Annotated in this window: 10 protein-coding genes; 7 read left to right on the forward strand and 3 right to left on the reverse strand. The window is 65.0% G+C overall.

Annotated elements, in window-relative coordinates; translation table 11 throughout:
• Positions 1–255 precede the first annotated feature (255 nt).
• From J5837_RS15085 to J5837_RS15115, 7 genes are all read left to right on the forward strand, one after another.
• Positions 256–3,093 (forward strand): TonB-dependent receptor, encoded by a 2,838-nt coding sequence (locus tag J5837_RS15085; protein ID WP_210537613.1) that lies wholly within the window; start codon positions 256–258, stop codon positions 3,091–3,093.
• 91 nt (positions 3,094–3,184) lie between these two features.
• A complete protein-coding gene (locus J5837_RS15090; RefSeq protein WP_210537614.1) occupies positions 3,185–4,792 on the forward strand; it encodes a family 43 glycosylhydrolase in 1,608 nt (535 codons plus the stop codon).
• A gap of 211 nt (positions 4,793–5,003) precedes the next feature.
• Entirely contained in the window at positions 5,004–8,180 is a 3,177-nt protein-coding gene (locus J5837_RS15095; protein ID WP_210537615.1) for a TonB-dependent receptor, read from the forward strand.
• A 157-nt stretch (positions 8,181–8,337) separates the two neighbouring features.
• On the forward strand, positions 8,338–9,684 hold the full coding sequence (locus J5837_RS15100; protein ID WP_210537616.1) for a pectate lyase family protein: 1,347 nt from the start codon (positions 8,338–8,340) through the stop codon (positions 9,682–9,684).
• An 85-nt stretch (positions 9,685–9,769) separates the two neighbouring features.
• Positions 9,770–10,879, forward strand: coding sequence for a pectinesterase family protein (locus J5837_RS15105; protein WP_210537617.1), 1,110 nt, complete (start codon positions 9,770–9,772; stop codon positions 10,877–10,879).
• Positions 10,880–10,965: 86 nt separating this feature from the next.
• Positions 10,966–12,015 (forward strand): pectate lyase, encoded by a 1,050-nt coding sequence (pelA, locus tag J5837_RS15110; protein WP_210537618.1) that lies wholly within the window; start codon positions 10,966–10,968, stop codon positions 12,013–12,015.
• Positions 11,957–13,771: a pectate lyase family protein gene (locus tag J5837_RS15115; RefSeq protein ID WP_210537619.1), complete on the forward strand. Its 1,815-nt coding sequence runs from the start codon at positions 11,957–11,959 to the stop codon at positions 13,769–13,771. The genes pelA and J5837_RS15115 overlap by 59 nt, the downstream gene beginning before the upstream one ends.
• Positions 13,772–13,859: 88 nt before the next feature.
• On the opposite strand, the gene J5837_RS15120 is transcribed toward J5837_RS15115, so the two are convergent.
• The 3 genes from J5837_RS15120 to J5837_RS15130 all read right to left on the reverse strand — a co-directional run bounded on the left by J5837_RS15120 (position 13,860) and on the right by J5837_RS15130 (position 18,050).
• A complete protein-coding gene (locus J5837_RS15120; RefSeq protein ID WP_210537620.1) occupies positions 13,860–14,717 on the reverse strand; it encodes a rhamnogalacturonan acetylesterase in 858 nt (285 codons plus the stop codon).
• 102 nt (positions 14,718–14,819) lie between these two features.
• Positions 14,820–16,535, reverse strand: a complete 1,716-nt coding sequence (locus tag J5837_RS15125) for a carboxylesterase/lipase family protein (protein ID WP_210537621.1) — start codon at positions 16,533–16,535, stop codon at positions 14,820–14,822.
• 162 nt (positions 16,536–16,697) lie between these two features.
• On the reverse strand, positions 16,698–18,050 hold the full coding sequence (locus tag J5837_RS15130) for a pectate lyase family protein (protein ID WP_210537622.1): 1,353 nt from the start codon (positions 18,048–18,050) through the stop codon (positions 16,698–16,700).
• Positions 18,051–18,083: the final 33 nt, after the last annotated feature.

Here is an 18,083-nt window from a genome sequence, read left to right on the forward strand (position 1 = left end):
TGTCATCGTGTCCACGGGACAACACCCTTTCCTAGTCGACTCGTGTCGACGTTGTGGCGTCAAAAAAGCCTCAAATGGCCTACGCGGTAGCTGAATCGTAGGGCCTGACGATTGTCCAAGGGCCAAAAACACTGTGCTGCGCTGCAAGATGTTTGGCCGTCTCGCCGGTGCTAGGTTTGACCAGCGGTGTCATTTCTCGCCGGCGCCGCAAAATCCGCGAAAGTTGATATGTAGTGCCCTGGAGGAGGGGAACACATGACAGTTCGGCGCCATGAACGGAAGACACCGGTTACCTTGTTGGCATTGTCGATCGGCCTGGCGCTGCAGATGAGCGCCGCGCAGGCGCAGGAGGCCACCTCGCCGCCCGCGGCCGGTTCGGTACCTGCCACGCCCGCTCAGGCTGCAAGCGAAACCACGCTGGACACGGTCACAGTCACCGGCTTTCGCGCCAGCCTGGAAAAGGCCATGGACATCAAGCGCGCCGAAAAGGGCGTGGTCGATGCGGTCGTCGCGGAGGATGTCGGCAAATTCCCCGATACCAATCTCGCCGAATCGCTGCAGCGCATCCCTGGCGTGGTCATAACCCGCGATGCCGGCGAAGGCCGCAACATCTCGGTACGCGGCCTCGGCCCCGACTTCACCCGTGTGCGCTTGAATGGCCTGGAAGCATTGAGCTCGGTCGGCAGCAGTGACGGCCAGGGCGGCACCAATCGCGGACGTGGCTTTGATTTCAACGTGTTCGCAGCCGAACTGTTCAGCCAGCTGATCGTGCGCAAGACCCCGAGCGCAGATGTGGACGAAGGCTCGCTGGGCGCCACCGTGGACCTACGCACCGCGCGCCCGTTCGACTACGGCGGCTTCACCGCGACCGCCAACCTGCAAGGCAGCTACAACGACGCGTCCGAAAACACCAGCCCGCGTTTCGCCGGTCTGATCGCCAACACTTGGGCCGACGGCAAGTTCGGGGCGTTACTGTCGGTGGCTTATTCCGAGCGTAAGTCCGTCGACGAAGGCAGCGGTACCGTGCGATGGGCCGGCGGCACGACGAACGGCGGTTTCAACGCCGCTTCGCCGTTCCAGGCGGCGCGCGCGGCCGACGTGTATGCCCCGCGCTTCCCGCGCTACACGCTAATGGAGCACGACCAGAAGCGCACCGGCATTACCGGCGCGCTGCAGTTCAAACCGGGCGACAACACCTTGTTCACCCTCGAGGCGCTGTATTCGAAGATCGACGCGGTACGTGACGAGAAATACATCGAAGCCAACGGTCTGAGCAAAACCGGTAACCAGGGAAAATCGCAGATCCTGGTCAGGGACGGCGAAATCAGGAATGGCGCGCTGGTCTACGCGTTGATGGATAACGTCGACATCCGCGCCGAAAACCGCCACGACGAATGGACCACGGAGTTCAAGCAGTACAGCCTGGACGGCGAGCATCGCTTCAGCGACAACTTCAAGATCAGCGGCAAGATCGGCACCTCCGTCTCCAAGCACGACAATCCGGTGCAGGCGACGATCATGATGGACAAGCTCGATGTCGATGGCTACAGCTACGACTACCGCGGCAACATGAACGAGCCGGTGTTCAACTACGGCTTCGACCCGACCAGTCCCGCTGGCTGGGACCTGTCCGTCATCCGCATGCGCGCCAACCAGGTGGAGAACGGATTCGACAACGGCCAGCTGGATTTCCAGTGGACCGTGGACGAGTACTTCACCCTGAAAGGCGGCGTACAGTTCAAGAAGTACGACTTCGAATCGCACGAACAACGCCGCCGCGGCACCGAAACCATCGTGCCGAAGTTCAGTGACGGCACCATCCACATGCCGGCGGACATGACCGAGTTGGCCAGCCTTTCCGGCATCAATGGCGCGCCCGGCACCTGGGTGGTCACCAACTTCGACGCATTGGCCAATCTGTTCGACATCTATGGCGGCGGCAGCTTCAACGGCATCAACAGCGCCACGGGAGCCGCGGCGAGCGGCAGCTTCGCGATGGACAACTACGCGCCAAGCGATCGCAGCGTGACCGAGAAGGATCGCAGCATCTACCTGATGGCTGAATTCGGCTTCGACCTCGGTTCGATACCGGTTTCGGGCAATGCCGGCATCCGTCAGGTCCGCACCAGCCAGAGCTCGTCCGGCATCGCTACCGTCAACGGCACGCTGATACCGGTCACGGTGGACCGCGATTACACCGACACCTTGCCGGCAATGAACCTGGTCGCGGAGATCACGCCGGACTTCCTGGTCCGCCTCGGCGCGGCCAAGGTGATGACCCGCCCGGGCCTGGGCAGCCTGACGCCAGGCGTGACCGTCAACGTCAGCGGCAGCGCGCGCACCATTTCCGCAGGCAACCCGTTTCTCGAACCTACCCGCGCCACCACTGTCGACTTGGGCGCCGAATGGTACTTCAGCGAAGGCGCGATGCTTGGCGCAGGCCTGTTCTACAAGGATCTGAAGAGCTTCATCCAGAACACGCGCCAGACCTTCGTCTATTCCGAAACAGGTTTGCCAGCCAGCCTGCTCGACGGCACGGGCGCTTCGACCAGCGACGAATTCGTGCTGAGCGTGCCGCTGAACACGCCGGGCGGCAAGGTGAAGGGTGTGGAGTTGAACTACGTGCAACCGTTCACCTTCCTGCCGGGCTTCTGGAGCGATTTCGGCGTGCAGTTGAACTACACCTACGTCGAGTCGGAGATCCAGTATCTGTTGGCCAACGGCACGCCGGCACAGAAGGAAGATTTCACCGGTCTATCGCGCAATTCGTGGAATGCGACGCTGTTCTATGAAGGCAAGCGTTTCTCCGGACGCATCTCGGCCACCAACCGCGATGACTACCTGATCCAGGTCCCGGGCACCGAAGCCGGCTTCAACAGCGAAGCCAACGGCGTGCATGGACAAAGCGGCACCACGTTCGTCGATGCTTCCGTTCGCTGGAAGTTCAACGATCACATCGAAGTCAGCCTGGAAGGCAGCAACCTGACCAACGAGGCGCAGGAATCCTGGGTCGCCAACCCCGCGCTGCAGTTGCCGCTGGAATACAGCAAGACCGGCCGCCAGTACCTGCTGGGCCTGCGCTACAAGTTCTGAACCCGCGATGCTTCCGCCACGGTGCGGTCACGCGCCGTGTGCGGGAAGCCCGCCGGCGCCGGCCCCTTCCCCGAACCGTCGAAGCCCCGCCATGTTCCGCATCGCCCGCTGCCCCCGCTTCCGTCTGATCGCCTGCCTGTGGCTGCTGTCCGCGTCGCTGCCCTGCCTAGCCGGCACCGACGCCGCGCCTACGTGGAAACGCGGCATCGAAAACCAGCGCATCGCCGATCTGGGCGACGGCACCTTCCGCAACCCGGTGCTCGCCGGCGATCACCCCGACCCGTCGGTGCTGAAGGACGGCGACGACTATTACCTCACCCTGTCTTCGTTCGACGCCTACCCAGGGCTGCCGCTTTGGCATTCGCGCGACCTGGTGAACTGGCAACCAATCGGACACGCGATCACCCGCAACGTTGGCTCGATCTGGGCGCCGGACATCGTCAAGCACCAAGGGCGCTATTACATCTATTTCCCCGCGCGTCGCGGCGGCACAGAAGGCGCGACGCGCAGCAACTACGTGGTCTGGGCCGACGACATCCGCGGGCCGTGGAGCGAGCCGGTCGAGCTGGGCCTGGGCAAGTACATCGATCCCGGCCACGCGGTCGGCGAGGATGGCAAGCGCTACCTGTTCCTCAGCGGCGGCGACTACGTGCAATTGTCCGACGACGGCCTGAAGGTCGCCGGCGCGCCGAAGCACGTCTACGAAGGCTGGAGATATCCGGAAAGCTGGGACGTGGAGGGTTACGCCCAGGAAGGCCCGAAGATCCACAAACGCGGCGACTGGTACTACATGACCACCGCGGTCGGCGGCACCGCCGGCCCGCCCACCGGGCACATGGTGATCACCGCGCGCTCGAAGTCAATCCACGGGCCTTGGCAGAACTCGCCGTTCAACCCGATAGTTCGCACCGCCAGCCGCGACGAACCGTGGTGGTCACGCGGGCACGCGACCGTGGTCGAAGGCACCGATGGTCGCTGGTGGATGGTCTACCACGGCTACGAAAACGGTTACTGGACACTGGGCCGGCAGATGCTGCTGGATCCGATCGAATGGACTGAGGACGGCTGGTTCATCGCCAAGGGCGGCGACCTGGGCCGGCCGCTGAAGAAGCCGAGCGGCGAAGCGGCGCCGCACGGCATGGCGCTGTCGGACGACTTCGGCCGTGGCAGGCTCGGCCCGCAATGGGCGTTCTTCGACCCGGCGCCGGACGAATATGCCCGCCTCTCTTTCGCCGACGGCGCGATGACCCTGCAGAGCAAGGGCCGCACGCCGCGCGACAGTTCGCCGCTGACCGTGACCGCCGGCGACAAGGCCTACCAGTTCGAAGTGCAGATGGATATCGCGCCGGGTGCCGTCGGCGGCGCGTTGCTGTTCTACAGCGATCGTCTGTACGTGGGCGTGGGCAGCAACGGCGAACAGTTCGTCATGCACCGCTACGGACTGGAGCGCCCTACCGGCGGCCTGGCCGCGGGCAGCGGCGGACGCCTGTGGCTACGCGTCACCAACGACCGCCATGTTGTCACCTTCCACACCAGCCGTGACGGCAAGACCTGGACCAAATACCCGGTGCAGATGGAAGTGTCCGGTTATCACCATAACGTCGCCGGGGGCTTCCTCGCACTGAAGCCGGCGATCTATGCCGCCGGCAACGGCAGCGTGCGCTTCCGCGACTTCCGCTACCACGCTCTCGATCGTTGAACCGGCCTACGAAGGCTCGACGGATTCATCCGACACCGTTCCACCCGACTCTGCGGAATCCGTCTGGAAAGTGATTGTTGCTGCAGCGCACACTCTGCTAACGTCAATTGTCCATCGGTGTCATTTAAGGATCAGCCGCACGTTCAACGCCTCGATTCACCGATCCAGGCAAAAAAATCTGTTCAAGGCGCATTCCTTGGGAGGGGAAGCCATGCAAAACCGCAGCAAGACCCGCACAACCCGTACGACACCGGTTACCCCGCTCGCCCTGTGCATCGGCTTGGCGTTGCAAGGCGGCATCAGCGTCGCCCAGGCACAGCAGGCCGACCCTACTCCGACGCCCGCGGCGACCGACCTCGACAAGGTCACCGTGACCGGCTATCGCGAAAGCCTGCGCAAGGCCCTCGACGAGAAGCGTTACAGCGTCGAGCAGGTCGACGCGATCTATGCCGAGGACATCGGCAAGTTCCCCGACCAGAACCTCGCCGAATCGATGCAGCGCATCGCCGGCGTGTCGATCGACCGCGAGGGCGGCGAAGGCCAGCGCATCTCGGTGCGCGGCCTGGGCTCGGACTTCACCCGTGTGCGCCTGAACGGTCTGGAAGCACTGTCCACCGCCGGCAGCGGCACCGCCGGCGTTAACCGCAGTCGTGGCTTCGACTTCAATACCTTCGCCTCCGAACTGTTCAGCCAGGTCAAGGTCAACAAGACCCAATCGGCGCAAATGGACGAGGGGTCGTTGGGTTCCACCGTCGACCTGCGCGGTTCGCGCCCGTTCGACTTCAAGGGTTTCCGCGCCTCCGCCAGCGCGCAGTACGGCTACAACGAGCAGTCGGGCAAGAAGGATCCGCGCGTGTCCGGGCTGGTCAGCAACACCTGGGCCGACGGCCGCTTCGGCGCGCTGATGTCGGTGTCGTACAGCAAGCGCAACGTGTTCGAGGAAGGCTACAACCCGGTGCGCTGGGAACACGGCAACTACCGCAATTCGCACCAGTCGACCGCCAGCAACAACGGAACCTACGGCTTCTGCAGCCCGGTCGGCTACAACCCGCAGACCCCACGCAGTCCGCTGTCCAACGAAACCGGCAGCGCATCCAACCTGGCCCGTAACAACGGCTGGGGCACCTACGGCATCGACGCCACGCACTGCGGCACTGGCATCGATCGCCCGGCCAATACGCCGGAGAACATCGCCGCGTACGAGACCGCGACCAACGCATGGCTGCCGCGCTACCCGCGCTACATCCGCACCGCGCACGAGATCGAGCGCCTGGGCGTGACCGCGGCGCTGCAGTACAAGGTGTCCGACAACACCACGCTGAGCTTCGACGGCATGTATTCGAAGCTGGACAAGAACCAGCGCGAGGATTCGCTGGGCGCCAACCTGCACCGCGCCGCCAACCTCGGCGGCAAGACCCAGATCGCGGTGCGCGAGGCCCAGGTCGACGACATGAACCGCCTGGTCTACGGCGTGTTCGACAACGTCGATTTCCGCAGCGAATCCACCAGCATCGAGGAAAGCACCGAGTTCAAGCAGTTCAGCCTGCAGTTGGAACATCGCGGCGACGACGTGCGCGTTGACGCGATCGTCGGCCACTCCGCGTCGACTTACGCGCGCCCGGTGTTCTCACTGGTCAGCTTCGATAACGCCAACCTCGACGGTTTCGCCATCGACCTGCGCGGCGACAACTGGAACTTCCCGCGCATGACCTTCCCCTTCGAGCTGAAAGACCCGTCCGCGTGGAACTGGCTCGGTTACGGCGCGGTGCCGGTCAACAGCAACGGCACCGCGCGCGGGGCCAACATCAGCGAGGTGCGGCTGAATCCGCAGTACGTCGACAACGCCTTCGACACCGCCAAGGTCGACCTGGAATTCGTGATCAACCCGACCTTCACCTTCCGCACCGGCCTGGCGTACAAGGACTACGACATGAGCTCGGAGGAATACCGGCACATCAGCTACGGGCGGCTGGCGCAGGCGCTGCCCGCCGGGGTGACGGTGGCAGACCTCGCCACCACGCTGGACGGGTTCGGCAGCGGGCTGGACGGCGCACCGAGCGGTTGGGTGGTGCCCGATTTCAACAAGATCTCCGAATTGCTGGGCATCAACTGCAATTGCGACAACGGCCTGCAGGGCGGCGATTACCGGCTGGCCGGCATCGGCCATTTCGGCGCCTCGAACAACAACTTCGAGGTCAACGAAAAGAGCATGGGCCTGTACTTCCAGCTCGACTTCAACACCGAGCTGTTCGACCGCCCGCTGCGCGGCAACGCCGGCGTGCGCCTGGTCGGCACCCAGATCACCGCATCCGGCTGGGCGCCGTGCGCGGCCAGCAACAGCGCCGACAACTCGCCGAACTGCCAGCAGTTCTTCGGCGTGGCCAGCGCTACCTCCGCGCCGGGCGACCGCTACCTGGTCCCCAGCGTCGTCAACCATTCCTACACGGACGTGCTGCCGGCGTTGAACCTGACCTGGGAAGTGGCCGACGACTTCGTGCTGCGCTTCGGTGCGGCCAAGACCATGGCGCGGCCGACCCTGACCGTGCTGTCTCCGGGCGTCAGCGGCGGCCCGACCCAGTACTTCGACGACGACCGTACGTTCTCGATCAACCTGGGCAATCCGAAACTGGATCCGTACCGCTCGACCAACTATGACCTGAGTGCCGAATGGTACTTCCAGGAAGGCGCCCTGCTCTCCGCGGCGGTGTTCTACAAGGACATCGACAGCTACATCCAGCGCACCCGCCTGCTGACCACGTGGGGCGACATGGGCTATTCGCTGGATCTGCTGCCGGCGGGCTTCACCGCCGACACGCTGTTCAACGTGCAGAGCTACTACAACACCCCCGGCGGCCCGCTGAAGGGCTACGAGCTGACCTACCAGCAACCGTTCTCGTTCCTACCGGGGTTCTGGAGCCACTTCGGCGTGCACGTCAACTACACGCACGTGGAATCGAAGATCAAGTACATGTTCAGCACCGCGGCGAACAACAACACCACGGTCGTCACCACGCTGACCGAGAACGATCTGGTCAACCTGTCGCCGGACTCGTACAACGCGACTCTGTACTACGACGATGGCAAGTTCGGCGCGCGCATTTCCACCAGTTACCGCAGCGGCTACATCGGCGAGATCCTCAGCCAGGAGAACGTCTGGGACCTGGACGACAACCAACTGACCACCGCCGACGTGACCGGCAAACACAGCGTGCGCAACGTGGACTTCAACATGTCCTACCAGGTCAACAAGAAGCTCAGTCTGACCTTCGAGGCGATCAACCTGCTGGACACGCCGGACTACCGTTACGTGGACTCGCAGCTGCAGCTGCCCGACCGCTACACCGTTACCGGGCGCCAATACTATGTCGGCGCGCGCTACCGGTTCTGAGTGGCGCATCGGCCGCGTCTTCGCCATCCGGGCGAGGACGCGGCAAGCGTCCGAGGTCGCGCAATGCGACGCAACCGGCGAAGGCCCCGCGCCGGCGGGCACCCACGAAATGAATCTCGCTGCACTCACGTCCCTTTCCGATCGGAGGAGCGATTCCATGAGTCTTGTCCCCAACGCTTGCCTGTGCCTGTTGCTGCTGCCGCTGGCCGCCCAGGCTGGCCGCATTTTCGATCTCGAACGCGATACGCTGGCAACCGGTGACGGCTGGGCTTCCCTGCCTGTCGCCGCACTGCCCGAGGGCACCACCGGCGGCAGTGCCGCCGACGCGGCCCACGTGTATACCGTGCGCGACCGCAACGCGCTGGTCGCCGCACTGAAATACCCCGACGCGACGCCGAAGATCGTGCGCATCGAAGGCATGATCGATGCCAACGTAGACGCCGCCGGGCTGCCGCTTACCTGCGACGACTACGCCCGCAACGACCCGCAGACCGGAACGCCGTATTCGCTCGGCGCCTACCTCGCCGCCTACGACCCCTCGACCTGGGGCAGGGCCGATCCGAGCGGTCCGCTGGAACGCGCACGCGTCGCATCGGCTTCGGCGCAGTCCGCGCGCGTGCGCATCCGCGTGCCGGCCAACACCACCCTCGTCGGCGCGACCCGCGGCGCTGGCCTGCGTGGCGCCTGGCTGGACATTCGCCCCAGCTCCTCCAGCGGCAACCAGCCGATGAACGTGATCGTGCGCAACCTGGTGCTGGAAGACACCTATGACTGCTTCCCGCAATGGTCGCCCACCGACGGCGCGCAAGGCAACTGGAACTCGGCCTACGACAACATCTCGGTGCGCAACGCCACCCATGTGTGGATCGACCACAACACCCTGCGCGACCGCACCACCGCCGACGACACCCTTCCCAGCCATTTCGGCCGCCACTTCCAGATCCACGACGGCCTGCTCGACGTGACCAACGAAGCCGACCTGGTGACGATTTCGTGGAACCGCTTCGAGAACCACGACAAGACCATGCTGTTCGGCAGTTCCGACGGCGCCAGCGCCGACCGTGGCAAGCTGCGCATCACCCTGCACCACAACTATTTCCTCGACGTCGGCCAGCGCGCGCCGCGCGTGCGCTACGGCCAGGTACACCTCTACAACAACTTCTACAAGGTCAGCGACGAAGCGGCCGCGGTCCGCTACGGCTACAGCTGGGGCGTTGGCTTCGAATCGCGGATCGTGGCCCAGAACAACCACTTCCGCACCGGCGGGCTGATCGATCCGGCCGCCTTCGTCTCGGTGTTCAAGGGCACGGGGATCCAGGCGGAAGGCACGCGGGTGGATGGCGTTTCCGGCAGTAGCGCGGTCGATGTGGTAGCCGCCTATAACGCCGCACACGGCGACGCGCTGTCGCCCACGGTGAGCTGGACGCCGACGCTGCACGGCCCGATCGAGGACACCGGCACCGTGCCGGTGTCGGTGACCCGGGACGCAGGCACGCTGCACTGATCCATCGCGCGAAAACGTCTCGCCGCAACAACGCATCGACAAATCTCCGCGCGGACCCGCGCGCCCATTGCCCAGGAGCATCGGAATGAGACTTCACAGCCCTCGCACTTCCCTGCCGTTCGCACTTCTGCCGTGCCTGCTGGCCATGGCCCCGGCCGCCGCGGCAATGCAGACACAGGACATCGAAGGACAGGTGATCGTGGTCGCCGCCGACGGCAGTGGCGACTACACCACCGTGCAGGCCGCGGTGGATGCCGCGCCGGCGTACAGCAGCGAACGCGTGACCGTACTGATCGAGCCGGGCGTGTACCACCAGCCGCTGACGATCCCGCAAAGCAAGCGCAATCTGACCTTGGCCGGCGCCAGCGGCGACCCGCGCGAAGTGGTCATCTCCTGCGACCGCGCCGCCGGCACGCCACGTCCGGAAGGCGGCACCTACGGCACCAGCGGTAGCGCCTGCACGGTGATTTCCGGCAACGACGTGCATGCCTACGGCCTAACCTTCGCCAACACCTGGGATCGCCTGGCCCATCCGGAAATCGCCGGTACGCAGGCGGTGGCGGTGCGCACCACCGGCGATCGACTGGTGTTCGGCAACGTGCGCTTCCTCGGCCACCAGGACACCCTGTACGCCAACTCGCCCAACGACGCGACGCCGGCGCGGCAGTACTACTACAACTGCTACATCGAAGGTGACGTGGATTTCATCTTCGGCCGCGGGACCGCGGTGTTCGACGGTTGCGAGATCCGTTCGCTGGATCGCGGTAGCGACAGCAACAACGGCTTCGTCACCGCGCCCAGCACGCCGGCGGCGTTCGCCTACGGCTTCCTGATCACCCGCAGCTGTTTCACCAGCGACGCCCCGCCCGACACGGTGTATCTGGGCCGCCCTTGGGTTCCCAGTTCCAACCCGACCGTGCAGCCGCAGGTGCTGATCCGCGATTCGTGGCTGGGCCGGCAGTTCAAGGACCAGGGCTGGGTGGCGATGACCGCGGACATCGACTGGCGCAACTATCGCCTGCGCGAATACCGCAACTTCGGCCCTGGCGCGCATGTCACGGACGACCGCCCGCAGATGGGTGACGAAGAAGCCGCGCTGCACACTCCGGCCGATTTCCTCGCCGGTAACGACGGCTGGAACCCGGTGCGACCGGGCCCGCCGGCGCCGCCGGTGTGCCTGGCACGCGGCCAGTAATGCGACCGCGCCGCAAGCCCATGCCGCCCCTTGCCACCAGTGAAGGGGTGGCACACGACCGCCGAACATCGCTGGAGACCATCCGGATGCCGCTTTCCCTGCTTCGCTGCCTGTTGCTGGTCCTGAGCGCCGCCAGCGGCTTGGCCCATGCGGCCGATACCGATCCGGTTGCCGACAACATGCTGTTGCTGCAGACGCCTTCGGGCGGCTGGCCCAAACACTACCGCGAGAAGAAGGTCGACTACGTGCGCGACTACGACGCAGCCGAACGTGCCGCGCTGCGCGCGCCGGACCGCCACGACGACGCGACCATCGACAACAAGGCCACCACCAGCGAGATCGCCTACCTGGCCCAGGCCCATGCCAGGACCGGTAACCCGGTCTACCTGCAGGCGGCGCGGCGCGGCGTGGACTACCTGCTGCGCGCGCAGTACCCGAACGGCGGCTGGCCGCAGTACTACCCGGATCGCTCGCTGTACCGCCACCAGATCACCTACAACGACGACGCGATGGCCCGCGTGCTGCAATTACTGCAGGACGTGGCCGAAGGCCGCGACGCGCTCGCCGCGCTGACTCCGGAATACGGCGAACGCGCCCGCGCGGCGGTCGCGCGCGGCATCGACTGCATCCTCGCCACCCAGGTGAGGATCGGCGGCAAGCCGACTATCTGGGCCGCGCAATACGACGAAACAACCCTCCAGCCGGCCAAAGCCCGCGCCTATGAACTGCCGTCGCTGGCGGTATCCGAATCGGTCGGTGTGGTGCGCCTGTTGATGCGCCAGCGGCAGCCTTCCCCGGCGCTGGTGCGTGCGGTCGAGGATGCGGTGCAATGGTTCGATCGGCACCGTCTGCGCGACACCGCGATGCGCCAGGTCGAGGCGCCCGGCGAGGAAACCGGCAAGGACGTGCTGATCGAAGCGCAGGCCGGCGCCTCGCTGTGGGCGCGCTTCTACGATCTCCACAAGCAGCAGCCCATGTTCGTCAATCGGCAAGGCGAACAGGTTGCGCGCTTCGCCGACATGCCCAACGAACGCCGCGTCGGCTACGCCTGGTACGGCACCTGGCCGGAAAAACTGCTTGACCAGGAAGTACCGCGCTGGCGGCAATCCGTCGCCAAACCGACCTCTCCCCGCTGAGCTGTTCCGGCGCAGCGTCTGCAACAGCTCCGCGAAGGCACCTTCCATTCCGTACCTCATCACCGAAGGAGAATCCTGCATGTTGAACAAAGCACTGAGAATCTCGCTGGCGGGAAGTTTGCTGGCTATTTCCCCTTCCCTCGTTGCCGGCAGTTTGGCCGGGGCTGCGGTGATTTCCGCAATCCCCAATGCAACCAAGATCGAAAGGAGCTTCGACGCCAGCTTCCTGTCCGTTCCCGGCTATGCCTCGTTGGGCGTGAAGGACAGAAGCCACTACGTCGGCACTCCCTACTATCGCGCAGTGAGTAGTGGACGCGAATTCCTGCAGGCCATCCTGGAGGCGAGCCAAGGCCTGGTCAAAGTCATCGAAGTCAGGAACACGATCAACCTGGGCTGGACGGAGTTGGGCCTCGATTCGACGGAAAGATCCAGATACAGCTTCATTTCCAATTATCCGCGACCCTCGAACGGCTTCACCAACCCGTTGCTGATCGCTTCCGGCGTGTCGAAGCTGAACATTTCCAATGTGGACGGGCTAACCATCTTTTCCACATCGGGCCAAGCCATTAAGCACGCGGAAATCAAGCTGCAAGGCTCTTCCAACGACATCGTCATCCGCAACCTCCGGTTCGACGAGATGTGGCAATGGGACGATTCCGGCCAGCACAAGGAGGTCGGCTGGTCTTTCATCAAGGTCAATGGCGCCAACAATGTGTGGATCGACCACTGCAGGTTTTCGATCGCTGCGGACGGGATGATCGACCTGGAAAACGGCGCCTCCAACGTCACGTTTTCATGGAACGAGTTCGGCCTGGAGGCGAACGAGTACCCGGACGCAAGCAGTTCCATCTACCAGTCGATCGGACTCATGGAGCAGAAATACGCAACCGGCGCCTTGAACCCGGCAACGAGCGTCTACTACAAGATGCGCAGCGAAGGCGCCACTCCGAACCAGATCATGGCGTATGCCGCCTATCACTCCAAGGTCCATCTGGTGGGCTCCGGCGACAAGGACTACACCAACTACGTCAGCCCCACCGGCGTCGAAGTCAAGGATGGCAACCAGAGATTGCGCCTGACTATGGCGTACAACCGCTACACGAACGTCGGCCAGCGCCTGCCGATGATCCGCCAGGGAACCGGCCATGTCTTCAACAACTTCTTCGACAACCTGTCGCATCAGGACATCCTGGATTTCGTGCCCGCCATCGCCAAATACGGTCGCGATACGCTCGCGCGCGGAGCGAACGCCCGGAATGGCGCATCGATAGCGGCGGACACCAATGTGTACGTGGCGATCAACGAACCGTTGATCGGCGCGGAACGCCAGGGTGACGACACCGGGAACATGAGCGCACCCTTCGACACGCTGTTCAAGGATGCGATCAACCGCAGCCTGATCGTCAACTCCAGGATCATCAATCGCAGCGGGTCCTACACGGGCAGTAGCTGGGACAACTACGGGGACAATCCATTCACCAAGGGAATCACTTGGTACGACAAATTGACGGTCGGCAACTGGGCCTGGTCCTCGCACATTGTCGGCGTGGAAAGCATGAGCAAGACGGCGCCGCCCAGCACGCCGTTTACCTTCAGCTATGCCTACGACGAGCGCTTGCCATATGCCTACCAGACGGTTCCACTGAACAGCGTTGTGCCAACCGTGGCCAAGTACGCCGGAACCGCCAGGAAGATCGGTTTCGGTGCGGCGGACTGGCTGAAGATCAACTACGCGCGGACCTATCCAATCAAATAACAGACACGGCTTTGGGAACGGACCCGTCGAACGAACCGTGCGATGGGTCCCAAGCCCAGCAGCCGGCGCTCGCCCCCTGCGAGGGGCTCTACGGCACCAATTCCCGACGCAATCCCGGGACCGCGCGCGCCAGTTCGTCGGCAACGATCACGGCGAAGAAGTCGGCGCCCGCTGGGCCGAGGTGGGTGTAGTCGAAGGCGAGCTTGGCCTGACCCATCGGTTCGATCGCGGCGTTGCCGGCCGCCGCGGGGGATGGCGTGGTGGGCGCTGACGTTGCCGGTGCCGAACCCGCCGTGGTGCCGCCCTGCGCCGCGGCGACCAGCTCCGGCGTCGGTGGCTGCTGCGCGAACTGCATCGCGCCGAGCGGCCCCAGCGCCCGCACCGCGGCCGTGCTGCGCGCGTGCAGGTCGACCAGCGGCGTCTTCGTTTCCAGCGCCACCTTGCGCATCGCTTCGGCCCACGGCGCGAGGTCGTCGATCAACTGACCGTCCTTGAACTGGCGTCGCGTCAGCGGCGTCACCAGCACCGGATTGGCGCCGGCCTCGCGGGTCTCTTCGACATAGCGGCGCAGGTTGTCCGGATATTCCGTGGCCAAGTCGGTCGAGCGCCCCGGCTTGCCCGGCTGGTCATTGTGGCCGAACTGCACCAGCACGTAGACGTCGCGATAGCCGCCGCTGCGCATTTCGCGCTGCACGATGTCCCACGAGCCTTCGGCGCGGTAGTTGTAGCTGCTGCGCCCACCCCGCGCCAGGTTCACGCAGGCCAGGAACGAGGTGACGTGATGGTCGCAAAAACTGCCACCCCAGCCGCCGTGCACGGCCACGGTGGAGTCGCCGACGAGGATGATCTTGTCGGCTCGGATCTGGGCGACCGGTAGTCGCGGCTCGACGGCACTGGCGTTGGCCATGGACAACGCGAGTACGAAAGGCAACGTGCGATTTTTCATGCTGGACCCGGTAGATGGAAAGCGAGTGTTGCGACTGCCGTGAGAAAGAAGATCCCTCGCGCGAATACCGTTCTAGCGAAGGCGGCAAGACGATCGCGGGTTCTACATCGTCCCGCGCTGCACGAACGGCACGCGCGCATACAGTCGCCGCTCGCCGCCGCGCGGGTCGTTCTCGAGCCGGTTGTCGTGGTCGAACACCATCGTTTCCCGCTGGCCGAGCGTGTACGGCTTCCATTCCGGCAGGCCGGCATGGTTGGGATTGGCGTTGCGCGCGAAGGCCAGCAGCGCATCGCTCATCGCCCCGGCCGCGCGGCGCGCGTCGGCGTCGTCGCCGGTGCGCGAACCCGGCTGGGCAACGTTGTCGAACACCAGCGGGATGTCGAGGGTGTGGAAGGCGCGGAACTTGCGGCCTTCATCGGTGCGCGGGTACCAGTCGAGCTGGTAGGCCCACGTCGGTGCGCTGCCCTGCGATTGTCGCGCGCGTGCTTCGCACTCTTCGACCGCACCGCGCCAAGAACGGCCAGCGGTGGTGGCGGCGAAGAATACTTCCGACGGCGCGTAGTCCGGGTACAGGCGACGATATTCGGCGACGACCGTGCGCGGGTCGATATCGACGAACTGCTGCTTTTCGATCCTCGCCGGCAACTCGTCCCAACCCAGCTCGAAGTTTTTCGGATCGTTGCCGAGGAACGCGCGCGTCTCGTCGCGGGTATTGCCGATCACCATCGGGATCGCGGCCGCCTGTCGCGGCGCGTCCGGCCAGAACGGATGCACCGGCAGGCTGCCGCCGTCCATTACCGGGCCGAAGTACAACGCGCTGTCTTCCACCCGCGAGAAGTCGCGCACCTTCGCCGCTTCCAGCAGGCGCTGCGGAGAAAGGCGCAGCAGGCCGTCTATGTCCCCGGGCGCGAGCCCGGCGGCTTCGATGAAGCGCTCGGCGCGCTGCATCGCCGCGCGGGGACCGGCGGCGGTGACCTGCTGGCCGCTCATCGTCCAGGCACGGTGGAACAGGCCATTCGCGGCCGGCATCGCCATCAGGGTGGCGATCTTGGCGCCGCCGCCGGATTGGCCGAACACGGTGACATTGCCGGCATCGCCTCCGAACTCGTGCGCGTGCTGCTTGACCCACCGTAGCGCTTGTATCAGGTCGAGTTGGCCGACGTTGCCGGAATCGGCGAAGGCCGCACCGCCGAGCTTGCCAAGGCTGAGATAGCCGAAAGCGTTGAGGCGGTGGTTGACGGTAACGACCACAACGTCGCCCCGCAGGCAAAGGTTGATGCCGTCGTAAAGCGGATCGCTGCCGGAGCCGTTGTTGAAACCGCCGCCGTGGATATATACGAGCATCGGCCGCTTGCTGCCATCGCGCAATGCCGGCGTCCACACGTTCAGGAACAGGCAGTCCTCGCTGGTCGCCTCGCTGCTGCCGGATTGCGGTGCCGCCGCGCCGAAAGCGAGCGCATCGCGCACGCCGCGCCACGGGCGTTCCTGCAGCGCCGGGCGGAACCGGCGCAAGGCGGTGTCGGCACCGTAGGGAATGCCCTTGAACACGCTTACGCCGCGATCACGATACCCGCGGATGCGGCCACTGCGGGTGGTGGCGACAGGGTGGTCGCTGCCGGCGGCGGCATGCGCCCACGACGGCAGTACAAGTGCGGCGGCGGATGCGAGGCCGGTATGCAACAGATTGCGGCGCTGCGGGTCGGCGGGGTGACCGGTGGCCTGATCGCCGCGGCGTACTTTCGAGTCGTCGTCCCGGCGACTGTCGACAGCCGAATGGCTGGTCAAGCCGGAATCCGTCTTGATCTTGCGCTGACTCATTGAAGGGGGCCCCAAAGCCAAATGGATTCCGATTCCGGTTCTCGCCGCATGCCGGGGAAAGCGCTCGATGCGCCCGCCGCTTGGGCGCATTCACGCATCCGCCAACGCGGCCGCGATATCACGCGCCATGCCAGCGATGGGCGTTGCCGCGGGCGCATCGCTTCAGCGCAGCGGCTCGCGGCGCTTCAACGGCTTCAGCGGCTCCATCGTGTCGAGGTTCCAGTCCGCCGGCACGAAGGGCTGACGGGTCTCAGCATACTTCGGGTAGCCGCGGACCTCGTCCTGGCTGTCGATGATGTGGCCGCGGCCCTCGATGGTGTTCTCGAAGATGCGGCGGTCGATGTCGTCGCGGTCCCACGGGCGCGCACCGGCGTTGGCGATGACCGCGTCCTGCACTTCGGTCGCTGGCAGGATCTTCACCCCGAACGGCAACGGCGGCGGCTCCTTCAGCATGCGCGGCCGCACTGCGGCGGTAGTGTAGCGGCCCAATTGGGGCAGGGGGTTGCCGATCCGGTCCACCGCGATGTTGTCGTGCAGGTATAGGTCCAGGTTGCCGGAGCCGCCGAACATGAAGAAAGCCGATTGCTGCGGCGTGTCGGGGCCGGCGCGCATCACGTTGCCGACCACCGCCATGCGCCCGTCCTGATAGGGGTGACCATCCCATTCGGCGGCGATCAGGTTGTACATCACCGCACGCTGTCCCGGGTTGTAGATCAGGTTGTTGACCACCCAGCCTTGGGTGCCGCCCTTGAAGAACGGGTTGCGCTCGTAATTCTGCGCGTACAGGTTGCCGACGATCAGGATGTCTCGGGCATTGTCGTGGATCAGCGAGCCCTTCGAGTGCTCGCCCTTGATGTGGTTGGCATGGGCCAGCCCTTCCGCGATCAAGTTGTTGCTGAAGGTGATCCGGTGCGAGGTGCCTTCGCGCCACTGCTCTGGGGTATCGCCGGCGAAACGCGTGCCGGAGGCGGACAGGTTTTCGTCGGTGGCCCAGGTCAGCGAACAGTGATCGATGATGACGTCGTGCGCGCCGACCGTGCTGATGGCATCGAAATCGTTGCCACTCATCTTCGGTTGGCCGGCGTCGCCCGGGCGAACCCGGATGTGCTGGACGATCACGTTGCTTGCGCTGATGTCGAAGCCGCCTCGGATGAAGGTGATGCCGGGGCTAGGCGCGGTCTGCCCGGCGATGGTGATGTCGTTTTCGCGGATCCTGATCGTCTTCACGCCGAGGTCTATCACGCCGCCCACCTCGAACACGACGATGCGCGGCCCCTTGGTTTCCACCGCCTCGACGAAGGAGCCGGGGCCCTCGGCTGCCAGGGTGGTGACGCGAATGATCCGGCCGCCGCGTCCGCCGGTCGCGTGCGCGGCCCAGCCCTGCGCGCCCGGGAAGGCCAGTGCCCGGGTTTCTTGCGCGGCCAGCGGCGGGGAAGGCACCGCCAGCAGCAGGCCGATGGCGGCAAGGGCCGACAACAGGCGGACAGGGCCGCGGGTCGAACGCGTGAGTCGCATTAGTCTCCCTCCCAGGAGCCGAAAACAGGTTGC

The sequence above is a fragment of the Pseudoxanthomonas helianthi genome, assembly GCF_017939625.1.
GTDB classification, from domain to species: domain Bacteria; phylum Pseudomonadota; class Gammaproteobacteria; order Xanthomonadales; family Xanthomonadaceae; genus Pseudoxanthomonas_A; species Pseudoxanthomonas_A helianthi.